The organism is Halorhabdus rudnickae, from assembly GCF_900880625.1.
In the GTDB taxonomy this organism is placed as follows: domain Archaea; phylum Halobacteriota; class Halobacteria; order Halobacteriales; family Haloarculaceae; genus Halorhabdus; species Halorhabdus rudnickae.
In genome coordinates this window covers 83,392-104,233 of the sequence record NZ_CAAHFB010000005.1, presented here as the reverse complement: position 1 = coordinate 104,233, position 20,842 = coordinate 83,392, and the positions used below count along the sequence as shown (strand labels likewise).

The following is a 20,842-nucleotide window of genomic DNA, read 5'->3' as shown; positions in this document are numbered from 1 at the left end:
GTTAGAGCTCCTTCAAGTACTTCGTGTGGGCGTTTTCGACGTTCATGCCCTTGTCCTCGAGAGTGTCCTCTACCTGTTCAGCGATTCCCTCTCGATCTCCTGGCACGTCGGCCAGTTCCACGACGACCGTCGCGTGGTTGTGTTGACTCATATCTGATTATTCTGGCCCCGGGTATATAAAGTTACGGGTTAGAATAGTATTTAGAGAATTAAAGCGTGGACTGCAAGTCCCGGGCCAACTAGCCGGAAGATATCGGTTTTAGCACTCTCCCACCGACTAGGTGTCATTGATTTATACCGGAGGGATTGATATATTCGTCTGGATGAGTCAAACAGAACACCGCTCACAATGGGGTAAAGGGGCCGTCAAAAGCACGTTCGACCTTGCTGACCAACCAGCAAAAGCGATCGCCGATGCGTTCGACAGCAGAGAGGACCTCTTAGAACACTATCGGCACGCTGTTGACTTCATGGATATAGACGGCGTGGGGAAACAGACAGCCAGCGCCATTCGATCGTGGGTGGAGGAGAACCGGCCCGAAGTGGCTCGAGAACGGAAGGTCAACGACGAAGGGGTGTGTACTGAATTCACGACTGGTCATGGTCTCGATCTCTCTGACCCCGATGACGGTACTTTCCGATTCGCGTTCGTCTGTCCCCGCTGCGCGTCGAAGAACGCTCTAAAAGGAGACCCAGACGAGTTCGCGGGCCGAACGCTCGACTGTCAGGAGTGTCGTTGGGTTTCGCTCCTTGATCCGGAGTTCATCGCCGAATTTCGGGAGGAACACTACGATGGATGATACAACCCCGAGCGAGGACGGAGAAGGGCCGGAGCGGCCGACTTCGTCGGCAAAAGTGAAGGAGAAGGTGGACTGGATTCTCTATGCAGGGGATCGTGAATACGTCGATGCGTCAGAAATCCTCGAGACACCATACGAACGCGAAAGAGGTGAAAGGATCCTCCGAGATCACGCTGAGCACCCTAATGGGGACGAAACCATCCAAAAGCGAGCAAACGCAGCGCTGGACGATCTCGAAGCTGCTAAAGCCTGAAACAAAGATGGAGCCTAGTACCTTCTTCTCGATCGAAGGTGGAGAAGAACCCGTTGTATGGCAGGGAAGCGTCTTCGATGAATCTCTTGGCCACCACACAGATGAATTGTTGTTCTCAAACCCGGAAGCCGCTCTAAACCATGCTGTCGGGGCCCTATCTAAGTACGGCTTCAACGCTACCATCGAGGACTTTGAACGCCAAAATGAACGACTATGGGAAGCATCGTTCGAAGGCGTGAAGGGACAAGTTCTGTGTCCGAAGGTCTTCGACTCGGCGCAGCAAGCGACGGAAGAGTAACTAACCGAACGGTAGTCCTCTCCAGCTAGCACTTCTCGGCCATCCAGTCGATCGCTATCTGCTTGGCCTCGTCCTCAGAACCGGCAGCGGCGATATGTTCAGACCCATCGATATCAGTGATCTCCTCTCCTGGTTGCACACGATCCGTCCGAACACCGTACTTTCCCATCCCAAGTGGGCTCTCGAGGATCCACACGGTGATCGGTGCGGGACAGTCAGCGTCTCCATGTTCTTCCGGCCAGATATCTCGCCACACGTAAATCCGGTCGCCATGTTCGAGCTCTGCCCGGCGAGAGAAGTGTCGGGGATGCTCGCTGCTGGCACCACCGTTCGATTCACTGATTCCGGAAGACATGATTCGAGGATTACTCGTCAGCGAAGGAGCTCAGGAACGCGCGATCGTGGTCACGCTTACATTGTTCGTGAACCCACCGGTACTCTCCCTCGCGTGGCTCGTCCGCGATTGAGACATCCATTGTCGGCTTGTATCCCCGCCCACAGAGCGAGCAGTAGGGCGCAAGTGGCGCTGCTTGGGTCAACTTCGTCCCGGCGTCCCTGCCTCCATTGCCACCCTGGCTACCACTCAAAGGGAACACCTCGATCGTGGGGGAGTTTCTCGAGGACGCCCTGGTCTTGCTCTTGGTCCGGACGTAGATACCGGAAGTTCTGCGGCGCCGTGAGGTCCGGATCGGCTTCTTGTAGCGTCGTGATCGGGACGGGGTCGTCATATGGAAGGTAGCTATCCACGCTGATCGCTGAACCCGTCTCCATACCCTCGAAGTAGTTCCGGATGTCTTCCGGATCGTGCGGCGTCTGTGATACTGTTTGTTCGACGAGCTCGTCGATCGAGGCTTCGAGGACGCGGTGGGTCTCGAAGCCGCCCACGACGGCCTTGGGACCGCCGCTGGCGTATACGACGACGCGATACGGGGCATCGATCGACGGTGGCTGGCGACGATACTCGTACAGCTTCTCGCCCTCGAGAATTGCCTCTGCCCATTGCTCGTCGATGCTCATGAAGACGACTGGCTTGTCTCGAAGCGGGTCGCCCCTCGGTGGAATGGAACCTGGTCGTGACATGTCCGGGTATTCAAATATTGGTCGTTCTCTCGTTTAAATCGGCGCTACGCGGGGCACGCCTCGGGTTCTTCGCCGGGCATCGGAACGTCGCGATCGGCATACGTCTCGGGATCCAGATCGTCGACATACCGACGCTTCGGCCAGACGTTTCCGTTTCCGTCGACGTACTGGGACACCTTCTCTTCGAGCTCGAAGCCAGCAGCCGGGTAGCAGTGACCGCGGTTGCCATCGACGCCGGCGAGCGCTGCGATCCGACTGTACCCGGCGCGTTCGGCCCAATCGCGGGCCTTCGAAATCAGCCACGAAGACATGTTTGGCGGTCGAACCGGGTGGCTGGCGATCCGAGAGATGACTATTTCTTCACGTTCGGCAGCCAAGACACCGTTCTGCGGTGGGGCAAGGACGATCGCCCCGATGATGTGGCCCTCGTAGCGGGCGACGAACGCGGCCTTCCAGTGGTGGACACCCCCGCAAGCGTGATCGACAGCGCCATCCTCATATCCTTCCAGGAACGCATGACCGTCTTCCGCGATCCACGGCCAGACATACGCTCGAAGGTGAGGTCGTCGATGCCGTCCGGTTCCGGGATGCCCGTCTCTTCCAGAAGATCGATCCACCGCATCTGGCGGCGATCGTCGAAGTCCATCATCTCCGGGGGTTCCAGCGCCCACTCGGTCGTGGCGACCATCTTGCTGTCGCCCTCGCCGGTCGCGATGGACACGGCGATCTCGCGGGCGTCAATCCGGGCGATCCCCTCGCCGAAGTCCACGAGAGCGAGATATTCGCCATCCCGGCACTCTTCCATCTCGGCGATGCGTCCACGGCGGGTTTCCAGCTGGCGCATCCCCGCCTTAGACGTGCGATCTTGAGTGTGCCAGACGTAGTTCCCGACTGAGAGCCTGACCATCTGGTCGTCCGGGCCCACCGCCGCCAGCGTTCGCGTCGACGGCGACGGGCCACCGAGACGAAAGCCCCACCCATCGAATCGATTCGTTGTGTCGTGACCGAGGTAGTCCCGGCCGTCAGTGTACGATAGCATGGGTACTCACTCCGGCTTGATCCGGTACTCCGTGACGGTCGTTTCCAGATCCTCCGAGCCGTCAGAGACCTCCGAGCGGGTACCATCCGGGCCGACGACGAACACACCGACACGATCGACCGTCGCCTGATGCCTGTCGCGGAGTTCAGTGAAATGACGCTGGACGCGGGTATCATCCGGGTCGGAAACTTCCACCCGGAGCTCGTGGTGATGCTTCAGAACCTCGTCGACGCCGTTCGACTCGCACCAGGACTCGTGGACTGGTTCGACCCGATCAGTCGCCGACAGACGGCGGAATTGATGCTCGTATTCGTCGACGACTTGGGACGGCGGCGGTGAAGTGCAAGAGGTTGCAGCCATCATGTGACCTCCCTGTACTACCACGTTGGAGCGGCTTTAACTTAATACTTACGGGTTAGAATAGTATCCACATTCGGATCGGCTTCAGCTCGCCCCCAGGCTTCACTCGCCGAGGCGGCCCTGGATTTCGTCGATAGCTTCGGCGATCTCGTCTTCCACGGTGCCGTCTTCTTGGGCGTCTTCTAGGAGCGAATTCACGTAGTTCCGGTTCACAGCAACACGGTCGATTCCGAACGTGTGAAGCCGATGCTTGACCTCCCGGAGTTGTTTTGGCTCGTGAACAGCCGACTCGTCATCATCCTCCACCCCCTCGACGACAGTTTCCAGGGGTTCCCGGGGGAGAGCGACAATTCGGTCGTAGAGAGCCGTCTCTGCTTCTATAAGGGCTTCTGCGAAGTCACCGACCCACCCGACACCGTCCCGAGGATGGTTGTTCCAGGCGAATTCCAGGAGGCCCTGAACGTGATCGCCATCGAGCTCGACCCGGTCGGCCGACCCGGAAACGTACTGATCGTAGTTCCAGAAATCAAGCTGTTCCACCATCGAGGTGACCGTTTCAGGCGAGAGGGCCACATTCGATTCCGAGTTTTCGATGACGACCGTTTCGGGCCCTTCCATGCCAACAGCTGCCTCACGGCCTAGATCGTCCTCGCCAAGATACAGCGAGTCCCCCTCTTCGATCGGCCACTGCCGAGTGATCGTCGCCAGCTGCGAGGGTGAGAGAACGATCTGCTCCTGGACATCATACGATCCACTACCGCCATTCTCGTGAATCAGAATGTCGCCATCCTCGTATCGGATGATCTCTGCATCGTTGATATCGCGCTCGTTGATTCGTGCTGCTTCGCCAGATGCCGGACTGGAATTCGTTGCCATGTCTTCGTGACCCCCTGTGTACTACCACGTTGGTCCGATTCTAACTTAATTCTTACGGGTTAAATTAGTATTCGGGTATTTGGTAAACCACGCCGAATGTCAACATTGGCTGTTTTGAGGTTTATCCGCTCTACTTACTGGAAAGAGGATCTGAAAAGCTCACATCGAGAGTCTGACCACGCGATAGCTGTTCGGCGAGATCAGCGTCTTCAAGCCGAAACAGTACGGTCCCCTCGTTTGTATCGATCACAGTTGCCCGAGCCTCTGTTCCCTGTAATGCGTCCTCGATATCATCGAGACGTGTGAGGATCTCTTCGACGGGGCCCTGATCGTCTCCGGTCTCAGACCCGCCGGCATCAGCGCTACCTCCCTGGGCTTCTACGATTGGCTCGCCCATCTCCAGAGCCCGTACATCAATCCCGGTCTCTGTCGAGAGGCGATCGAGATTAAGTCCTTCTGCTGCCAGATCGATGTCTTCGTGACGCTCGACTGTGGGGAGTGGCATCTCAGTCGTGTCGAGAGTGCCATTCGCTCGATACTCGGTAGAGAAACGGGGTTTGACCCGCTCGATTGTGGAACGTGTCACCCACGGCGGCCCTTCCCACCCATCGTCGAAAAGAGTGTACGGGTCGCCATCCTCAATTGCCCAGACGAAGCTGTTGTATCGGTCTTTGAACCGCCGACCGCCTTGCCCCTGCTGATGCGTAATAATGACGTGAACGGGCTCAAACTCGTGTACGACGTCGTCGATCGTCTCCTCAGTCGGGTGGTTCCGAAGGGTGTAATCGTGGATGGTACAACTCGCCGACTGAATGGGGTCAGACCCTCCGTCTGTGACTTGAACTAGTGTCGCCTCTCCTCGATCACCTATCACATCGAAGATTTCCTTGCTGCTGCCAGCGACGGGAGAGGCCGGACCAGCTATCGTGATCCGCTCGGGGCCGAGAAGGTCGACAGGGTCGTCGAATTCTGGGACAGCTTCGACCTCAGGGTGATCGTAGCCAAATTCTTTCCATAACTGAGCGACGCGGCCCGCAACAGTGATCGGATTCGCCACCCTGCTCACTTTGGACACTTGAGCGAGCAGATACGCGAGTTGGATGCCATTCGTCCCGCTAGCCGTCACAAGAACAGGAGAGCCGGCGTCCGCTCGGTTCTTGATCGTGGAAACTGCTTCCGTGAGCGTATCTTCGTAGTCATGTGAAGTTGCGCCGGTTATAAAGACCGCATCAGCGGGAATGTCCGTCCGAAACCCAGGGTAGCCGGCGGCCCGCCGAGTCGTGAAGTCGCCAGTGGCCAGTAAGTGGTAGTTCTCCCCATCCTCTCGGAATTGTATGTTGAACCCGCACGCCCCGGGAGCATGGCCGGCGGGGACCGGATGCACACGGGCGTCTTCCGTGACCAGCCTCCAGCCGGTCGTCGGCTCTAGTGACTGACGGATTTCGTCGGAATGTGAAAGGTCTTGAGACGAGAGATCCAGCCGCGTCTGGAGAGCCTTGACTGTCTCAGGTGTCGCGAACACCGGGGCACCATCACGGAGATTCGAACCGAGGGAACAGTAGTGATCGAAATGCGCGTGAGTCAAGAGTACTGCATGAAGATACTCTCCATCGTCCAAGAGAGAATCGACGTCCACCCCCTCGCCAGAATCCACGAGGATACACGTCGGCTGATCGAGCCCGTTATCACCGTGTAACCTGATGAGATAGGACTCCCGTCCGTGGCGGGGATTAGCTATCTGGAACGAGACGTTCATACTTACGCACCCCCATCTGGATGGATTACAGGACTGGTTTCGAAATTACCGTTCCAAAATCCGGGTTTTTGTAGATAAAAGCGGTCGAATACAGTTACAACTCGCATATCTCTGTTTCTCCCCCCTCGAATAAGTATTTCAGCTACCGTCAAGTCAGCGGGGTCACGAACGCCTCGAAACCGTCGGCAGACCAATACTGGACATGGGCGTCTTCGATCTCGTCCGTAAGGGGAGCTACATTCTGGTGGGATTCCCCTAATCCTCTTTAACGTAGTTCAGGCCAACGGTACGGTTAACTACCTTCATACACCGGGAAGAATAGGTGATAGATATGACGGCAAGGAATGTCAACACGGAGTTCGTCGACTTGTTCGATGAGTTCTATCGGGATTACTATCGCAACGAGGTCGGTGAACTTGCCAAAAAATATCCGAATCGCCAGAAGTCACTGGTCATTGACTGGAAAGATCTCCACCAGTTCGACCCGGATCTCGCAGAAGACTTCCGGACCAAACCGGACCAACTCCAAGAGTACGCCGAAGAAGCGCTACGGTGTTTCGAGTTCCCAGTCGACGTGAGGCTCGGACAGGCTCACGTTCGGGTGAAAAACCTTCCAGAAAAGACGCCTATCGATGAGATACGGGCCGAACACCGGGGGCAACTCATCAGCGTTCCGGGGACTGTTCGGTCTGTCAGTTCGGTAGTTTCCTACACAACAGAAGCCGCATTCGAGTGTCAGCGGTGTGGGGCGCTCACGCGGATACCACAAGGAATTACGGCAGGAGATTTCTCAATCTCAGAGCCCATCGAATGCCGTGGATGTGAGAGAGACGGGCCGTTTCGCGTAAACTTGGATCAGTCGGAAATGGAAGACCGTCAACTGGTTCGCCTCGAAGCTGCTTTCACGGATAATGCTCGGGAGTCGCCTGAAAGCATTGTCCTGGTTGCGAGTGACGACACGGTTGGGGACGTCCAGCCTGGCGATACCGTACTGGCCAATGGGGTCCTCAAGGTGGTCGATCCCAGCGAAGACAGCTACTTCGACGCGACCATCTCTGATAAATACGTTTCACTATTGAGTTATGAACACGTCGAACCAGAAGATCTCATCTACCTTTCGGAGGACGACAAAGATGCGATTCTTGATCTCTCGGAAGCTGACGACATCTACGATCAGTTCACAGAAAGTGTAGCCCCTCACGCCCCCATCTCAGATGAAATTAAGCTGGGTGTGGTCCTCCAGATGTTCGGCGGTGTAGAGAAGACTCTCGAGGACGGGACGACCCTCCCCGGTACGATCAACACTGGAATCGTTACAGATCCCGGAACCTACGTCGACGAAGTTGTGCGGTATGCCGCCAGATTGAACCCGAAAAGCATCCGCGTAGATGGAACGAATACCACGCAAGTCGGACTAACAACAGCCGCATACCGGAGTTCGGGCGGGTCCAAAAACTGGGCTCTTGATGCCGGCGCACTCGTCCTCGCAGACGGGGGGCTTGCTGCCATCACACGGGCCGATGAGCTCAGTTCAGATGCGGCAGCCGGTCTCGAAAGCGCCCTGCGAGAACAAGAGGTGCTTGCCAGCAAAGGAACCGCTACTCGCGCCCTCCCTGCGGATGCCTCCGTTTTGGCGTCAGCCCGCCCCAAACACGGCCGCTTCGGCGAATATGAGCCGATCGGTGAACAGGTGGGCCTCGACCCGGATGTCATCTCTCAGTTCGATCTACTGTTCATACAAACAGACCAGCCCGATGCTGATGGTGACGCCGAGGTAGCCAGCGATATTCTGGACGCCTCACTCGCTGGCGAGGTTCAAGCGCAAGCCAAGAAGGCTGATGCCTCGGCATATACCGACGAACAAGTCGAAAAGATCACGAGCGAAGTTGAACCTGAGATCAACCCCCATCTCTTCCGAAGTTACGTCGCCTATGCCAAACGTAGCTGTTTCCCCTCGTTGACGGAAGATGCCAAAGCAGCCCTCCGGGATTTCTTCGTGGAGTTGCGGTCTCAAGGCAAGCAAGAGGGCGCTCCTGTACCGGTTTCGATGCGAAACCTGGAGTCACTGGTGAAACTCGCCGAAGCCAGCGCGCGAGTGCGACTGTCCGATACCGTGGAAAAAGAAGACGCCGAACGGGTGATCAGACTTCTCCGGTCTTCGATGGAACACCTCGGCATTGATCCGGAAACAGGAGAAGTCGATGCCGAGGGGGCTCTACGTGGCCTGTCGGAAGAAGAGCGTGAACGGCTACAAAATATCCGGGGAGTCATCCACGAGCTCGAAAATAAGTTCGACGAAGGTGCTCCCGTCGATGTAGTGGTCGAAGAGGCCGAAAAGATCGGGATGGAACCCAGTAAAGTCGAGCAGGAAATCGAGAAGCTCAAACAGCAAGGCGATGTCTACGAACCCCGAACCGACCACCTGAGAACGACTTGACATCCACCTCCGCCTGAAGGCGGAGGAATCCCGAGCGTTGGGATATTAGGGTTTGCAGTCTCCCTGTTCTCTCGGTGTGAACCGTCCGCTCTCGCGATCGAACAGGTAGACTCCGGGCTGTGCCAACCAGCCGTTACTCATATCCCCGGTTGGGGGAGTTTGAGTTATCTTTCGTCGGATGTTCACCGCTCCGTTCACGTCTGCGTTCATCGTCGTCTCGCACGACGAACAAACGTACAGACCACGCTCCACACGGTTGCTATCTCGAATCTGCCCGCAACACGAACACGTCTTAGAGGTGTTCTCCTCGTCAACGCGGTCAACGAGGATGCCGTATTCCTCGGCCTTGTATTCAAGTAGACGGGCGAAGCGGTCGAACTCCCAGCCGTGCAACTTCTTGTTCCCCGACGCTCCCCAGTTCCGTGACCCGCCGTCGTCGTCCTCTCGAATCTCACTGAGGTCGCCAACTGCTATCTTCTCCACGCCTTCCTGGACACACCGCTCAACGATGTGTTTCGAGAGCGTGTGGAGGAAGTGGTCTTTGCGCCGGGAGAGTTTCCGACGAGCCTTCCGCGCACGCTTACTTGGGCCGTTCTCGCCTTCGGTCTGGTACTCCTCGCGGGTGAAGTAGTGCTTGTCCTCTTTCAGCACATTCCCCGGATACAACTCCGAGGGACCGTCCTCGTAGTCGATAGCGAGGTAGTTGCTAATGCCGAGGTCGATACCCGCCGTCTTCTCGCCGGGGGCGTCCTCGACGGGAATTTCCTTCTTGCAGACGAGATGGAGTTCCCAGCGGTTGCCGTTCCAGACGGCACGCACTTGCTGGATGTTCTCGACTTCTACGTCGGGGCGAGTTTCGTACTCCGCGAGGATGTAGTCAGACCGATTCTCTTTCAGGTTGAAGCCTTTTGAGAGCCGGAGTTGGCCGTGCTTGTCGTCGTGTTTGATACCCTTCTGTTTCCACGTCACGGTCGAGCGTGGATGGTCGTTGCCACGTTTCCGGTAGCCCGGTGGGTTGTTGCCGTCGTCGGAGTTGTACCAGCCCGTGAACGCTTCAGCAAGTTCTTCAAGAACTCGCTGACTTGACTGAGAATGCAGGTCACTGTAGCGTTCGTGGTCTTTCAACTCCGATTTCAGTTCGGCTTCGTCGGGTATTTCGCCATCGTCATCCCACCGTTGTTGGATATAGTAGCGACCAACGTTCCACAGTTTCGATGCGGCAAACCCGCACTGGTCGAGATCGTCACGAACTTGACTGTGGTTCGTGATGCGTGCGACGTAGGTGCGGGTCGTCTTCAGCATCGTACTGTGTTCATAACCAGTTATGAAACAGAGTGTATTAAAGTATGTGTTTGACGTGGAATATCCGGCCTGTCGGAGTCGGTGGAAAGAGTTACTGAGTGACGGCGCGTATCCACGCCGTGAACGGCGTGGTATTGCGCCTGTTCAGCCTATAAAGCACGATCCACTTACTCACTCTCTGTCTTCTCGTAGCTGATTCTGATGTCGAGGACAGCATTCACCGCTTCCACGAGGTCCTCCGGAGTTTCGACGGGAGACGACGCGTCGTCGCATTCCCCGAACATCCGGGATTCCTCGAAATAGAGGGTCTTCGGAAGGCGAAGGCCATCTTCTCCCCCACTGCCCTTCGGATACACGACGGTCCCCTCAGTATCCGCGAGCGTGGGATGCTCAAGAAGTGATTTGTGCGTCGTCGGTTTGTCAGCGTAGGGTACCCGACCATCACCCATCTTCCGCCGCCCATGAACCGTGATGCCTTCGAATCCGACAGTGATCGAAAACACATCCGCACCGCTGTCCATCTCGATCTCATCATGGTCGAGCGGGTTCTGTTCGACAGTGAGTCGAAGGCCGTCTGCCTCCACTTCGGGAATAGCGTCACTGAACATGATAGTGAGCAACTCCCGAACGAGATCTAGTTCGGGCTGCGTTCCCTTGGATACGCTCATGTGTCACGCCTCCATCTCCGCTACGGCCTCCTCTTCGCCGATCGGGAGATCGTCCAGGCAGCGTTCGAGATCGTCGAGCGCGTAGCTGACGGTCTCCGGGTCATCCGGGCGGTTTTCCCGGATCGTCGACACCGTATCGACGATCGTTTCCAGCAGCTCCCGCTCGACGGGGACAGTATCGGGCGTCGATGCCATCCCATGACCCTCTGACTGAACGTCCGAGTCCGGACGATGAACCTCTTTCTGAACCGTTGCATCGCCGGCGTTGGAATACCACTTGGTCACCGTGCCATCAGGATCAGCACGATACTGGCCGAAAGCGGCCGGGAAGCGGAGTTTCGTATTCGAGACGACCTGGATCACCAGCGCCGACTCGAGGAATTCGGAAAGTCGCTGAAGGAACTCAACCGTGTCGTCTTCTCGACGGCGAGTATCTGAGTGGAAGTCTCGATCGCCCTCTTCGTTGATGATCTCGAATCGATCTTTCCGAACCACGGGTGCGAAATCCGCATACCCGCAAATGCGGAGATGCGGAACACCCCCGTTCGGCTCGCGATCGACTTCAGCCGTCGTTTCGCCGTGGGGACCAGTGCCGTAGACGTACTCGTCGAGTAGTTCATCGAGCTCGTCGACGCGATCCTGGTCGATCTCCGGGTCGTTGCTAACCGTCACGTATTGAGCTGTAGCCATCGTTGTTGACCTCCGGTGTATTACCACGTTGGGACGGGTCTAAGTTAATACTTACGGGTTAGAATAGTATGCTGTGGGGGAATGTTTATCTCCCTCTGATCTTAGTAATGAAGTGAGCGCCCAAGCGCCTGCGTGTTGAGCCCGTCCGACCATGCCCCTCGATGGGCGTGGGGGCGGGAATTGGCGCCGCTCCAAACCGGTGAGCACCCCCTTGGTTGATCTGATATATACTATTCTAACCCGTAAGTATTAAGTTAGACCCGTTCCAACGTGGTAATACACCGGAGGTCACTACGATGAACCACATCAATTCAGCCTGGGGGGATGGCCGATGGGCGTGACACCCGATATTCCGGACGGTACACCCCATGAAGTGAATGGGTGGACGCTCGATCCGGAACCATACAACGGGCTCCCCTGGTTCGGGGACGACGGCCGGGTGTCGGTGCTCGTTTCAGCTAGCATCTCGGGGAACGTCTACGCGAAGGTCAACGACGAGCGCGCAAGTGGCGCTTACGAGTACCTACTCGGTGATGGAGATGAGTCCTACTCGCTGGAACGGGCGGTTTCAGAGGTAGTTGGGTGGATGGAGCGGAATGACCCTGAAGAGTGGCACCACCCCCGGCTTGAACCGTCTGCCTTCGATATTCCAGAGGGATACAGCCTGGATATCTACTCTCTGGGTAAGCAGAAAACGTCGATCCGCTACGAACTTGATGACTGTCCTGAGGCCGTTCGTGTGGTCCGTATCCGGATCGAAGGCTACGATTCGACGGACAATTGGACGGTGGAAATCAATCGGACGCCGATCACCCGTGGCCACGGCGAGGAGATCTGGGACCCGGAGAAGGGGACCGATCTTCTCGACGTACTCGCTAGGGTTCGGCGCGTCGCGACGGCGATCGAGGCCAATCCGTCGACGGTGACGGTTCCGGATCGTGGCGAGCTCGACATCGAACAGTTTACCTCGAACGCTCCGACGCCGTCGCAACCGTCCAGCGGGCAGATGGAACTCGGTCACTTCGGAGGGGAAGCATGAGCCGGCCAGAACAGCTTCCGCCGACCGCTGCATCCCTGTATTGTGGTGCCGGCGGGGATATGTACGGCCTCCAGATGGCAGGGTTCGACGTCCAGGTAGGCGTTGACGTGGCCCCCTCAGCGTTCTATTCGGTCAAAGTCCAGATTCCGGGGGCCGCAGCTAAGAGCCACGACTGCTCTGATGTTGACCCGACTGTAGTGCCTCACAGCGCCGGTGGGGACGGGAATTGGGCACCGGGCGAGATGATGTTCGACCGTCCGGAAGAGCGTGACGAGCTTCACCTGCTTTTTCTAGGGCCGCCCTGCCAGGGCCTCTCTCAGGCCGGCGGAGATATAGACCCCTACGATCCCCGGAACGAGCACATCTTGGCTACGCCGGAGTGGATTCGCGTCCTCGAACCCCAGGTGGCGATTATTGAGAACGTCGACGCTCTCGTCCGGGATCACGGAAACCTCCATTCCATCGTGACGGAACGCCTCGAGGACCTTGGCTATAGACACGAAACGATCTGTCTTGATGCAGCCAGCTACGGCGTTCCGCAGCATCGGTCACGGGCCTTCATCGTGGCTGTTCGCGAGGATATGAACAAACCAGCTACCTGGAAGCCGCCAGAGAGGTATGCAGACGATCCTGGCGTCGATGCCGGCGAGGAAGTCCGGCCTTACGAGACGGCACGTGACGCCCTCGAGGACCTCCCGCCGGCGATGGACCCGCACTCGCCCGTGACGGATAACATCCATACTGGAACACGCTTCGACGGCGACCGACGGGTGACACCCCACGCCTGCGGGGAAGAGATCGAGATGGATGATGAAGCAGTCTGGATGCCGCCGAACCATATCGCTCACGACCACAGTGAGGACCACCGGAAGAAGATCGCGCAATACCCGCTAGGACACTCAGGGTCATCAGTGACCGAGCGTCGGCTTCACCCGGACGAGCCGGCGCCGACCATGACCGTCTCGAACGGGACGCCTCCGGTCCACTACCAGGGGGCGACACCCCCGGTCAAGAGTGAATCCGAAGTTGACGACCGGGTGCGCCGGCTGACCGTCCGTGAAGTGGCCCGTATCCAGACCTTCCCCGATCACTTCTGCTTCCCCGGCCTAAAACGCGACCGCTACCGGCTGGTGGGGAACGCCGTGCCGCCGCTCCTCGCTGCTCACCTGGGAGCCTACTACAGAAAGCAGTGTATCGAAGTGACGGACGGTAAAACGCTGTCAGGCCAGACGAAGCTGAAAGAGTTCGCCTGATCCCTAGGGCCTGTCTATTCGATGTACTGTTCTTCCCACTCCCGCCGTGCTTGAATTTCCCGCCGACCCCGCTTCGTGACCATGTAGTAGTTCGTTCGGCGATCCTTCTCGCCTTTCTCGACGAGTCCTTTGTCGACCAGCGTATCTAAGTTCGGGTAGAGTCGGCCGTGGTGGATCTCTTTCTCGTAGTAGTCCTCGAGCTCTTCTTTGATGGCAAGGCCGTGGGGTTCGTCTTCGCCGGCGATCACGTACAACAGGTCACGCTGGAAGCCTGTGAGGTCGTACATATACGAGAAGGGTTAGTACCAGGTTTAAATATATTCTGAAGCTGATGCATAACCCCTGTCAAGAGATGTTAGCCATCGTCACTCGGGCTCTTCGAATTGCTGCCTTTCCCACTTTTGTCGGGCCTCAAGCTTCTTTACCCCTCGTTCTGTCAAATTGTAGTAGTTCGTCCGCCCATCCTTCTCGCCTTTCTCGACGAGGCCTTTGTCGACAAGGACATCGATCGTCTGGTACAAATTCCCGTGGAGGACATCCTTCTCGTAATACTCATCCAATACTGCCTTGACTGCAACACCGCTCGGCCTGTCTTCGCCCGCAATCGCATACAACAGATCTCGCTGAAGGGTGGTCAGATCGTCCATATCTTAGATAAAGAAATATAGAAGAGTATCATTCTTGTCATTCATTGGTAAAAACTGTAGGCAACTGGTTCAAATTCTCAGCTAGTGGGGGTAGTCGTCGATTGCGTCGTCCCGATATCGAACCGCTCCGTTGTCCGTGGATCAAGCATTGGGCCGATCTCTCGGACGATCCCTGGATTCGGTGGAAGGTCCGGAATTCCAGAGGAACGGGCCTCGGGGACGAACGTCCACGAGTAGTAGTGCGTCCACCCGTCCATATCAGACAGGTCGATATCGTCGACGACGATGTACTCGTCTGCCTCGGGATAGATATCCCGAAGCATGTCCACGCGCTCCCGGCGATCAGGACGGTCATCGAAGCTGAGCTCGTCAGAATCATCAGTCGCGTCCGGGTGGGCTTCGAGGATCTCCGGGATGCCCGGAATTTCCGCCTCGGAAGTGAGCATCTGGTTGCCGGTCGCGTAGACGAGATGCTCCGTATTGTGGGCCAAATGGGCGATCCACGCCAGCGGGACTCCCGGCCAATCGTCATCTGTCGGTGGGTTCGACCCGACAGTATAGTCTCGATCGAACGCGAAGACGATGCTTCCGTCACCCGTTCGCCCCGGCTCGTGGAGATCACATGCCTGGGGCGGTGTATCTCGAATCATATCTCTAAATCCCAGTTACTCCAGTATAAATCCGAAGGCGAAATGGCGTTACTCTTTGCTCTCGTCGGCGATTTCGACCCCGTCACTCGCGACATTGAATGCTGTGTTGACATCCGGATTGACGGTGTCTCCGCAATTTGAGTGTTCAGCTAAGAGGTGCTGGCTGGAGAAAAGAGCTGGGGACGGAAGTCTGAGGATAGGGCGCTTTAAGGGGCCGCCAAAGGTGACGAGTGGGCAGAGGTAGTTCACTGGTACAACGGCGTACTCTTAAACCGGATGGGTGGGTATATTTAGAACGTGCCTCTCGAGGGCATCTGATCTGATAAATTATGAGCAGGTCACCAGATCCGTTTGATGCCGATGATGCTGAAATACCGTGGTCGCCGATCGCGGCAGAACCTAGATCGACAAGCGAAGTTGTAAATCGATGGCAGATACTCTTCGGGCGAGAGCTCTCTGACGGGTGGGAATATGCTCAGAAGGTCATCGACCAAGCTGATCTAGAAAGCCCCAACATCGATCTGGATCGTGAGGGGACGTGGGCCCCTATCGGAGCGACGAATGATAGAAACGGATGGCAAGTTCTCTTTGCTCAGTATACAGCCGATGGGTGGGTGTTCGCTCTCTCAGAAGGGAAAGATCAGCTCCCGCACATGGATTCACGGGGTCAAAAACACGGTGAAGACAGGAATCAATAACATGCTTAGCGGCCGGCCTTCAGGCTAGGATTCTCTCACTAAATAGGTAGGCAGTACGTGCGAGATGGCAACGATGGGCCGAAAACCGGAGTAGGTTCTAGAACTCGTTACAGACCGGCAGCCCGATCGTGTTGAACTCGCTCATGTCCTCAAGCGTGCCGGGGATTTCGTCGAGACTGATTGTCTCGGAGACGAGCTCGGTCGGATCGAGTTTGCCGGTGCGGATCATGTCGAGCATCTCGGGGTAGTGCGACGGCTGAAGACCGAGTGAGCCGTAGAAGTCGATCTCAGTCGCGACGAACAGGTCGACCGGAAGCGGGATCTCGCCACTCTCTTCTTCGGTCGTCAGCCCCAGCTGGACATGACGGCCGTTCTTCGCCAGCGAGTGAACCGCGTTCCGGGTCGTCTCTTCGATGCCCAGAGCGTCGACGGACACGTCGGCACCGCCGTTCGTGATCGCGGTGACCTCGTCGACGGGATCCACTTCGTTGGCGTTGACCGTCTCGACAGCGCCTAGGTCCTCTGCCTTCTCGAGTTTGGCATCGTTGATGTCGACGCCGATGACATTCGCCCCCAGAGCGTCAGCGATCTGGACGCCTGAAAGACCGACTCCACCCAGACCGTAGATGACGACGTCTTCCCCCCGCCCGACATCGGCCCGATGGGCTACGCCGTGGTACGAGGTCATGAACCGGCACCCGATGCCAGCGGCAGTCTTCGGATCGATCGAGTCCGGGAGCGGGACGGCGTTCACGTCAGCGGTTGGGATGTGGACCTTCTCGGCGAACGCCCCCGGAGCCTCGTCCGAGAACCCGAGACCGATGTGGTTCTCGCAGATGTTCTCGTGGCCGGTCCGGCAGAGGTGACAGTGACCACAGCCGAAGTTGAAGGGGATCGCCACCTGCTGACCGACTTCGACTTCTTCGACCTGTGGCCCGGTCTCGATGATCGTCCCCACCGGTTCGTGACCGAGAATGTGCGGCGGTTCGGGTCGGTAGTCGATCCAGTCCCAGTGGCCTTGCCAAGCGTGCCAGTCGGATCGACACACCCCCACGCTGTCGATTCGTGCAACGGCGCCGTCCGGTTCGGGCTCCGGATCGTCTACTTCTTTGACTGTCAGCGACTCTTGGAATGCCTCCATTACTGCTGCCTGCATATCAACTGGATTTGAAAGCTGGAAATAAGTTAAAAATTAGGGGTTAGAATAGTTTCTGGATTCGGGCTCTAAATTTGAACCCGGTAACGAAGAAAGGCGATAGCTACGGCCTCTCGATGGAGAATAAGATCGCCACAATATCTTCAAACTGGGTCCCCGACCTGTATTTATAAGCTTTCGAAAGATGGTATTTAAAAGGAGTTTCAGAGATGGGCGAAATATAGTAGTATGTCTGCATTTTCTCCCCATCGAACATTTATAAGATCGTGAGAAGAACAATATTGTGAACAATGACAGGTTATGTTTGTAGTATCGCCGGGGCAAAGGGCGGGGTAGGGAAGACGACGACCGTGGCGAACGTCGCGACCACACTTGCATCGAACGGTCACGATGTCGTTGCAGTCGATTCCGATCTCCAGATGGCAAATCTGGGGGAGATGGTAGATGTGGACTTCGAGCATAGCATTCACTCGCTGCTAGCGGGTGAAGCGTCGCTCAAAGAGGCTCTCGTTGAGGGTCCTGGTGGGTGCCTGTTCCTTCCGGGAGAGAAAGATCTCGAGGCCTACGCGGATGCAGAACCCGAAAAGCTACAGAACATCGTAGCAGAACTCCAGTCCGAGTTCGACGTCGTGCTCTTGGACACTAGCGCAGGGCTTTCTCACGAGGTTCTGGTCCCATTCGGACTTTCAGATGGAATTCTTGTTCTGTCTACGCCTCGGCAGTACGCCCGATTAGACGGCCAGAAAACCATCGAGATGGCCGAACGTGTTGAGGGGGACATTCTCGGGATCCTCCTCACGCAGGTCGATGGTGATAGCGAGGTGGAAGAGACGATGTCCTCGTTCGATTCGTTCGATGCTCCCCTCATGGGTACTATCCCGCGAGACTGCGAGGCGACAAAAGAAGAACCGCTCGTCCTGAACAGCCCGGGTACGGATATCGCCGAAGCTTATCATATCCTTGGCGAATCGCTGACCAAGATCTTCCTCGAGGGTAGGGACAGTGAAGAGGTCGAGATGACTTTCAACGAAGCTTGGTTCGATTCCAGCATCGATATCCCAAACAAGGACGAAGAGGAGATTGGCGGGTCTTTCGAGATCTTCGGTTGACGGTTTTCGTTTCTTGAGTAGCGCTGTTGGTGCTTGGCTCGAGATCGTGTCTACCGTCTACCCAGTAGACGGTTTTCGATTTATCCACAGAACGCTGAGATCAGACGCGGAAAAGAGATTACTCCGGCAACAACATGACGACCGAGCTCGTATTGTGGTAGCTGGTGTACTCTTCTACGTCCGAACAGATTTCTCCATACGTCTCGAAGCCCGCGAACGGTGACTGAACTTCGTCACTGATTGCGGTGACCGCTTTGTCGAAATCGTTCCCCAGAATCGTGCCACGGCAGATACAGTCGTAGACGAACCCACCAGCGATCTCTTCCCCATCCGAACGAGCGACAGCATCAGATGCAGCCTCACGAACACAGTTGATCTGGTCCTCAGGGCTACTGTGCATCACACGAAGTTCAGTTCCTTCGTGGACTTCGACAGCGAATTCTAGAGCGCCACCCGTTGTTTCGGTCAGGCCAGGCCAGCGGATGTTGTACCCGCTCGTCGAGATCATCTTCTCCTCGATATACTCGCGGAGTCGTGAAACGATCCCTTTGTCGTCGGCTTCTTGATCAGGCTCAGACTCGATCCCGAATTCGTACCGGGTGAGCATCATCGAGAGCTCATCTGAGCCATCCTGAAGCGTATCGACATCGATACCGTAGGTCTCCTGAGCGGACTCGCGAATCGCCTCCTTCCACACCTGATATGCTGGTTCGTCGTTGAGTTTGTAGACGGTGCTGCCCTCCGCTTCCGTGACGGTCATCGGTTCAGAGATGGGTTCATGACCGTGGTTGACCGTCATCGGAATGGGGTTCTTGGAGGCGATCAGCGTGTACCCGACGGCATCGCTCGCGATCTCCCCATCCGCGAAAACAACGGTCTCCTCAAGTTGGAGATCATCCCCAGCTGCTCCGCCGGCGAGTTTCACATCGCCATCGAAGTACTTCAGAGACAGCCGTGAGACCGTGTTCCCGATTCCGGATAGTCCGTCGTGAAGATTGATCGCGGCACGATGCGGGTACTCTTCCAGGCGAGGATCATCCAGACGAGGAAGATCGTTCACGGCCTCGAAGATCGCCTCGTGAGGGTCCTCGGTGAGCCCAGTCGACAGACTCGTGAAGAACTTGAGCGTGTCCGAGGCGACGAGGGATACTGTGACGCTTCCAGCTTCGACACCAGCTTCGGTAAATTCCCCCGCAGCAGAGGCCCCGAAGAGTGTGGCTTCATCACCGACGATATCACGAACACCGTCGAGGACGTTCTCGTAGTCGTATTTGCTCGACGTGAAAATCTGACAGTAATCGACTCTCTCTACTGGTAAGTCATCCAGCGCTTCCGAAGCGGCCTCACGACCGACGAGGCGACCATTTTCACCACTCCCCTGTCCCGTACTGAATTGCGTGCTTAGAGCCATAGTATCTATCGTCAGTTATGGATGAACCGCTTGTTTCCGGTTCTCCACATCCAATATCCACCCTGATGGTATTTATATGAAGTTGTGTTTTTCAAATGTTAGATACCCTTCCAAGTGGCTTCCTCTCGCTTGTTTTCAGGCCGGCGACCGTCGACAGTCTCGGTATGCGTTTCCCGATCGGCCGTGATCATACCCGACTGATCGACCGATAGCTGCAACCTGACATAAACCATCTTGGCCTGTACCTCCGAAGACAGCGATACACGGCTTGAACGACGGGGATCGAACCACGTCCGAGCAAAGCCGACGACACGATCATTCCGAGGCCGGCGATGCACTGGCTTCCCCCGGCGGGCCATCGGCCTGCCAAGATGATACTCCACGTCCGTCACCTCAGCTTCGAACGTTTCCCCCCACGGGTCTTCGTAAGCCATCTGGCCAGTGATCTGACCAGCATCGCGGACGACACCCGAGAGGCGCTTGAGGTGATATCCTTTGATCCGGAGTCGCCGACCGTTGACGGTCTCGAAATGGTGGAAGCCGTCGGAAAGAGTCACGTGCGAAGCGATCTCGATGTCGAATTCCTCGGCGAGTGCCGTCTTGGCGAACGAGATCCCCTTACGGACCTCCTTGACGTCTTCCGGGACAGAAAGGTCAGCCACCTCGTGACGGGGGTGACTATCCAGGTCGAAGCTGTCCGGGCGCTCAAGATCGACAGTCGTGAAGACGAACGCGCCCTGACCGTTCCGAACGATGAACGGATGCTTCCCGCACCCGATCACCTCTGTCTCCGAAGCAGAGAACGAACCGCCACCAGTCGCCGCCCGGACAGCTGCTTCCAAGCGCCGGGGTGTGGCCCCGACACCGAAACTGCCGTTCGCCGCCGTCACGCCGCCAAGGTACCCCTCACCTTCCTCCTCGAAGCGAGAGTAATAGACAGGAATCTCGATCTCCTCGTCGCGGTGCTGCTCGAGATACTCGTCGAGGCCGCCGACTACGTACCCGAATTCGTTTGCCCGGAGGGTTCGATCCCCACCGACAGACACCACTCCAGGATTTCCCCGGTGGCTCACGTCAGGCATGACGACGTCCAGCCCCGCCATCGATGCCGATTCATCCTGCCAGGAATACTCGCGATCTGGGAGATCCGGTTGAAACCCGGTCGGCCCTGTCTGGCCCTCGTACTCGGTGAGAGTGGCTTGGCTCATCGTGTGACCTCCGTGTACTCCCTCGTTGTATCGGTCTAAATATAAATCTTACGGGTTAAAGTAGTATACTATTCGGGTATGTAGTGACCGGTGGGTGCCGATATTTACGGTT

The 20,842-nt window shown here is 56.9% G+C and carries 25 protein-coding genes; 7 read left to right on the top strand and 18 right to left on the bottom strand.

Annotation, left to right across the window (positions count from 1 at the left end):
* Window position 1 precedes the first annotated feature (1 nt).
* Window positions 2-151, bottom strand: coding sequence for a hypothetical protein (locus BN2694_RS17215; protein ID WP_167880045.1), 150 nt, complete (start codon window positions 149-151; stop codon window positions 2-4).
* A gap of 172 nt (window positions 152-323) precedes the next feature.
* On the opposite strand from BN2694_RS17215, the gene BN2694_RS13840 reads away from it, so the two are divergent.
* The 3 genes from BN2694_RS13840 to BN2694_RS13830 are packed head-to-tail and all read left to right on the top strand — an operon-like array spanning window position 324 to window position 1,351.
* Window positions 324-800 carry a hypothetical protein gene (locus BN2694_RS13840; protein WP_135666614.1) on the top strand — a complete coding sequence of 159 codons (477 nt, stop codon included), beginning with the start codon at window positions 324-326 and terminating at the stop codon, window positions 798-800.
* Window positions 793-1,053: a hypothetical protein gene (locus tag BN2694_RS13835; RefSeq protein ID WP_135666612.1), complete on the top strand. Its 261-nt coding sequence runs from the start codon at window positions 793-795 to the stop codon at window positions 1,051-1,053. The genes BN2694_RS13840 and BN2694_RS13835 overlap by 8 nt, the downstream gene beginning before the upstream one ends.
* Window positions 1,054-1,060: 7 nt before the next feature.
* Window positions 1,061-1,351: a hypothetical protein gene (locus tag BN2694_RS13830; protein WP_135666610.1), complete on the top strand. Its 291-nt coding sequence runs from the start codon at window positions 1,061-1,063 to the stop codon at window positions 1,349-1,351.
* Window positions 1,352-1,376: 25 nt separating this feature from the next.
* Here BN2694_RS13830 and BN2694_RS13825 read toward each other — a convergent pair whose 3' ends face one another.
* From BN2694_RS13825 to BN2694_RS13790, 8 genes are all read right to left on the bottom strand, one after another.
* Complete coding sequence (locus BN2694_RS13825) at window positions 1,377-1,706, bottom strand: hypothetical protein (RefSeq protein WP_135666608.1); 330 nt, start codon at window positions 1,704-1,706, stop codon at window positions 1,377-1,379.
* Window positions 1,707-1,716: 10 nt separating this feature from the next.
* Window positions 1,717-1,938 (bottom strand): hypothetical protein, encoded by a 222-nt coding sequence (locus tag BN2694_RS13820; protein ID WP_135666606.1) that lies wholly within the window; start codon window positions 1,936-1,938, stop codon window positions 1,717-1,719.
* On the bottom strand, window positions 1,928-2,431 hold the full coding sequence (locus BN2694_RS13815; RefSeq protein WP_244605465.1) for a hypothetical protein: 504 nt from the start codon (window positions 2,429-2,431) through the stop codon (window positions 1,928-1,930). The genes BN2694_RS13820 and BN2694_RS13815 overlap by 11 nt, the downstream gene beginning before the upstream one ends.
* A 44-nt stretch (window positions 2,432-2,475) precedes the next feature.
* Window positions 2,476-2,742 carry a hypothetical protein gene (locus BN2694_RS13810; protein ID WP_135666604.1) on the bottom strand — a complete coding sequence of 89 codons (267 nt, stop codon included), beginning with the start codon at window positions 2,740-2,742 and terminating at the stop codon, window positions 2,476-2,478.
* 41 nt (window positions 2,743-2,783) lie between these two features.
* Window positions 2,784-3,470, bottom strand: coding sequence for a hypothetical protein (locus tag BN2694_RS13805; protein WP_135666601.1), 687 nt, complete (start codon window positions 3,468-3,470; stop codon window positions 2,784-2,786).
* A 6-nt stretch (window positions 3,471-3,476) separates the two neighbouring features.
* Window positions 3,477-3,830 carry a hypothetical protein gene (locus tag BN2694_RS13800; protein ID WP_135666599.1) on the bottom strand — a complete coding sequence of 118 codons (354 nt, stop codon included), beginning with the start codon at window positions 3,828-3,830 and terminating at the stop codon, window positions 3,477-3,479.
* 102 nt (window positions 3,831-3,932) lie between these two features.
* Complete coding sequence (locus tag BN2694_RS13795) at window positions 3,933-4,706, bottom strand: hypothetical protein (RefSeq protein WP_135666597.1); 774 nt, start codon at window positions 4,704-4,706, stop codon at window positions 3,933-3,935.
* Between the two features lie 130 nt (window positions 4,707-4,836).
* A complete protein-coding gene (locus BN2694_RS13790) occupies window positions 4,837-6,462 on the bottom strand; it encodes an MBL fold metallo-hydrolase (protein ID WP_135666595.1) in 1,626 nt (541 codons plus the stop codon).
* Window positions 6,463-6,793: 331 nt separating this feature from the next.
* Here BN2694_RS13790 and BN2694_RS13785 point away from each other — a divergent pair, with 331 nt between their 5' ends.
* Window positions 6,794-8,899 (top strand): minichromosome maintenance protein MCM, encoded by a 2,106-nt coding sequence (locus tag BN2694_RS13785; protein WP_135666593.1) that lies wholly within the window; start codon window positions 6,794-6,796, stop codon window positions 8,897-8,899.
* A 45-nt stretch (window positions 8,900-8,944) separates the two neighbouring features.
* On the opposite strand, the gene BN2694_RS13780 is transcribed toward BN2694_RS13785, so the two are convergent.
* From BN2694_RS13780 to BN2694_RS13770, 3 genes are all read right to left on the bottom strand, one after another.
* On the bottom strand, window positions 8,945-10,201 hold the full coding sequence (locus BN2694_RS13780) for an RNA-guided endonuclease InsQ/TnpB family protein (RefSeq protein ID WP_135666591.1): 1,257 nt from the start codon (window positions 10,199-10,201) through the stop codon (window positions 8,945-8,947).
* Between the two features lie 167 nt (window positions 10,202-10,368).
* The gene (locus BN2694_RS13775) at window positions 10,369-10,869 is read right to left on the bottom strand and encodes a hypothetical protein (RefSeq protein WP_135666589.1); all 501 of its coding nucleotides are present in this window, start codon (window positions 10,867-10,869) and stop codon (window positions 10,369-10,371) included.
* 3 nt (window positions 10,870-10,872) lie between these two features.
* Window positions 10,873-11,559, bottom strand: coding sequence for a hypothetical protein (locus tag BN2694_RS13770; protein ID WP_135666587.1), 687 nt, complete (start codon window positions 11,557-11,559; stop codon window positions 10,873-10,875).
* 331 nt (window positions 11,560-11,890) lie between these two features.
* Here BN2694_RS13770 and BN2694_RS13765 point away from each other — a divergent pair, with 331 nt between their 5' ends.
* A complete protein-coding gene (locus BN2694_RS13765; protein ID WP_135666585.1) occupies window positions 11,891-12,598 on the top strand; it encodes a hypothetical protein in 708 nt (235 codons plus the stop codon).
* Window positions 12,595-13,851 (top strand): DNA cytosine methyltransferase, encoded by a 1,257-nt coding sequence (locus BN2694_RS13760; RefSeq protein WP_135666583.1) that lies wholly within the window; start codon window positions 12,595-12,597, stop codon window positions 13,849-13,851. Before BN2694_RS13765 ends, BN2694_RS13760 begins: the two co-directional genes overlap by 4 nt.
* A 14-nt stretch (window positions 13,852-13,865) precedes the next feature.
* Here BN2694_RS13760 and BN2694_RS13755 read toward each other — a convergent pair whose 3' ends face one another.
* The 4 genes from BN2694_RS13755 to BN2694_RS13740 form a co-directional block, all read right to left on the bottom strand.
* Window positions 13,866-14,138 carry a PadR family transcriptional regulator gene (locus BN2694_RS13755; protein ID WP_135666581.1) on the bottom strand — a complete coding sequence of 91 codons (273 nt, stop codon included), beginning with the start codon at window positions 14,136-14,138 and terminating at the stop codon, window positions 13,866-13,868.
* Window positions 14,139-14,216: 78 nt separating this feature from the next.
* Complete coding sequence (locus BN2694_RS13750) at window positions 14,217-14,498, bottom strand: PadR family transcriptional regulator (RefSeq protein WP_135666579.1); 282 nt, start codon at window positions 14,496-14,498, stop codon at window positions 14,217-14,219.
* A 77-nt stretch (window positions 14,499-14,575) separates the two neighbouring features.
* Window positions 14,576-15,148, bottom strand: coding sequence for a hypothetical protein (locus BN2694_RS13745; protein ID WP_135666577.1), 573 nt, complete (start codon window positions 15,146-15,148; stop codon window positions 14,576-14,578).
* 795 nt (window positions 15,149-15,943) lie between these two features.
* Window positions 15,944-17,002: a zinc-dependent alcohol dehydrogenase family protein gene (locus BN2694_RS13740; protein WP_135666575.1), complete on the bottom strand. Its 1,059-nt coding sequence runs from the start codon at window positions 17,000-17,002 to the stop codon at window positions 15,944-15,946.
* Window positions 17,003-17,292: 290 nt separating this feature from the next.
* Between BN2694_RS13740 and BN2694_RS13735 the strand changes: the two genes are divergently transcribed.
* Window positions 17,293-18,111, top strand: a complete 819-nt coding sequence (locus BN2694_RS13735; RefSeq protein ID WP_135666573.1) for a MinD/ParA family ATP-binding protein — start codon at window positions 17,293-17,295, stop codon at window positions 18,109-18,111.
* Window positions 18,112-18,229: 118 nt separating this feature from the next.
* Here the strand turns inward: BN2694_RS13735 and BN2694_RS13730 are convergent, their stop codons facing one another.
* Complete coding sequence (locus tag BN2694_RS13730) at window positions 18,230-19,522, bottom strand: FIST signal transduction protein (protein ID WP_135666572.1); 1,293 nt, start codon at window positions 19,520-19,522, stop codon at window positions 18,230-18,232.
* Window positions 19,523-19,620: 98 nt separating this feature from the next.
* Complete coding sequence (locus BN2694_RS13725; protein WP_135666570.1) at window positions 19,621-20,730, bottom strand: hypothetical protein; 1,110 nt, start codon at window positions 20,728-20,730, stop codon at window positions 19,621-19,623.
* Window positions 20,731-20,842: the final 112 nt, after the last annotated feature.

What these genes read in the sequence shown, in the direction of transcription:
- BN2694_RS13790 (WP_135666595.1), bottom strand. Translation starts at nt 6,462, where the DNA reads ATGAACGTCTCGTTCCAGATAGCTAATCCCCGCCACGGACGGGAGTCC.
- BN2694_RS13840 (WP_135666614.1), top strand. Translation starts at nt 324, where the DNA reads ATGAGTCAAACAGAACACCGCTCACAATGGGGTAAAGGGGCCGTCAAA.
- BN2694_RS13810 (WP_135666604.1), bottom strand. Translation starts at nt 2,742, where the DNA reads ATGTCTTCGTGGCTGATTTCGAAGGCCCGCGATTGGGCCGAACGCGCC.
- BN2694_RS13805 (WP_135666601.1), bottom strand. Translation starts at nt 3,470, where the DNA reads ATGCTATCGTACACTGACGGCCGGGACTACCTCGGTCACGACACAACG.
- BN2694_RS13795 (WP_135666597.1), bottom strand. Translation starts at nt 4,706, where the DNA reads ATGGCAACGAATTCCAGTCCGGCATCTGGCGAAGCAGCACGAATCAAC.
- BN2694_RS13785 (WP_135666593.1), top strand. Translation starts at nt 6,794, where the DNA reads ATGACGGCAAGGAATGTCAACACGGAGTTCGTCGACTTGTTCGATGAG.
- BN2694_RS13725 (WP_135666570.1), bottom strand. Translation starts at nt 20,730, where the DNA reads ATGAGCCAAGCCACTCTCACCGAGTACGAGGGCCAGACAGGGCCGACC.
- BN2694_RS13825 (WP_135666608.1), bottom strand. Translation starts at nt 1,706, where the DNA reads ATGTCTTCCGGAATCAGTGAATCGAACGGTGGTGCCAGCAGCGAGCAT.
- BN2694_RS13815 (WP_244605465.1), bottom strand. Translation starts at nt 2,431, where the DNA reads ATGTCACGACCAGGTTCCATTCCACCGAGGGGCGACCCGCTTCGAGAC.
- BN2694_RS13745 (WP_135666577.1), bottom strand. Translation starts at nt 15,148, where the DNA reads ATGATTCGAGATACACCGCCCCAGGCATGTGATCTCCACGAGCCGGGG.
- BN2694_RS17215 (WP_167880045.1), bottom strand. Translation starts at nt 151, where the DNA reads ATGAGTCAACACAACCACGCGACGGTCGTCGTGGAACTGGCCGACGTG.
- BN2694_RS13735 (WP_135666573.1), top strand. Translation starts at nt 17,293, where the DNA reads ATGACAGGTTATGTTTGTAGTATCGCCGGGGCAAAGGGCGGGGTAGGG.
- BN2694_RS13775 (WP_135666589.1), bottom strand. Translation starts at nt 10,869, where the DNA reads ATGAGCGTATCCAAGGGAACGCAGCCCGAACTAGATCTCGTTCGGGAG.
- BN2694_RS13755 (WP_135666581.1), bottom strand. Translation starts at nt 14,138, where the DNA reads ATGTACGACCTCACAGGCTTCCAGCGTGACCTGTTGTACGTGATCGCC.
- BN2694_RS13750 (WP_135666579.1), bottom strand. Translation starts at nt 14,498, where the DNA reads ATGGACGATCTGACCACCCTTCAGCGAGATCTGTTGTATGCGATTGCG.
- BN2694_RS13800 (WP_135666599.1), bottom strand. Translation starts at nt 3,830, where the DNA reads ATGGCTGCAACCTCTTGCACTTCACCGCCGCCGTCCCAAGTCGTCGAC.
- BN2694_RS13830 (WP_135666610.1), top strand. Translation starts at nt 1,061, where the DNA reads ATGGAGCCTAGTACCTTCTTCTCGATCGAAGGTGGAGAAGAACCCGTT.
- BN2694_RS13740 (WP_135666575.1), bottom strand. Translation starts at nt 17,002, where the DNA reads ATGCAGGCAGCAGTAATGGAGGCATTCCAAGAGTCGCTGACAGTCAAA.
- BN2694_RS13765 (WP_135666585.1), top strand. Translation starts at nt 11,891, where the DNA reads ATGGGCGTGACACCCGATATTCCGGACGGTACACCCCATGAAGTGAAT.
- BN2694_RS13770 (WP_135666587.1), bottom strand. Translation starts at nt 11,559, where the DNA reads ATGGCTACAGCTCAATACGTGACGGTTAGCAACGACCCGGAGATCGAC.
- BN2694_RS13835 (WP_135666612.1), top strand. Translation starts at nt 793, where the DNA reads ATGGATGATACAACCCCGAGCGAGGACGGAGAAGGGCCGGAGCGGCCG.
- BN2694_RS13760 (WP_135666583.1), top strand. Translation starts at nt 12,595, where the DNA reads ATGAGCCGGCCAGAACAGCTTCCGCCGACCGCTGCATCCCTGTATTGT.
- BN2694_RS13780 (WP_135666591.1), bottom strand. Translation starts at nt 10,201, where the DNA reads ATGCTGAAGACGACCCGCACCTACGTCGCACGCATCACGAACCACAGT.
- BN2694_RS13730 (WP_135666572.1), bottom strand. Translation starts at nt 19,522, where the DNA reads ATGGCTCTAAGCACGCAATTCAGTACGGGACAGGGGAGTGGTGAAAAT.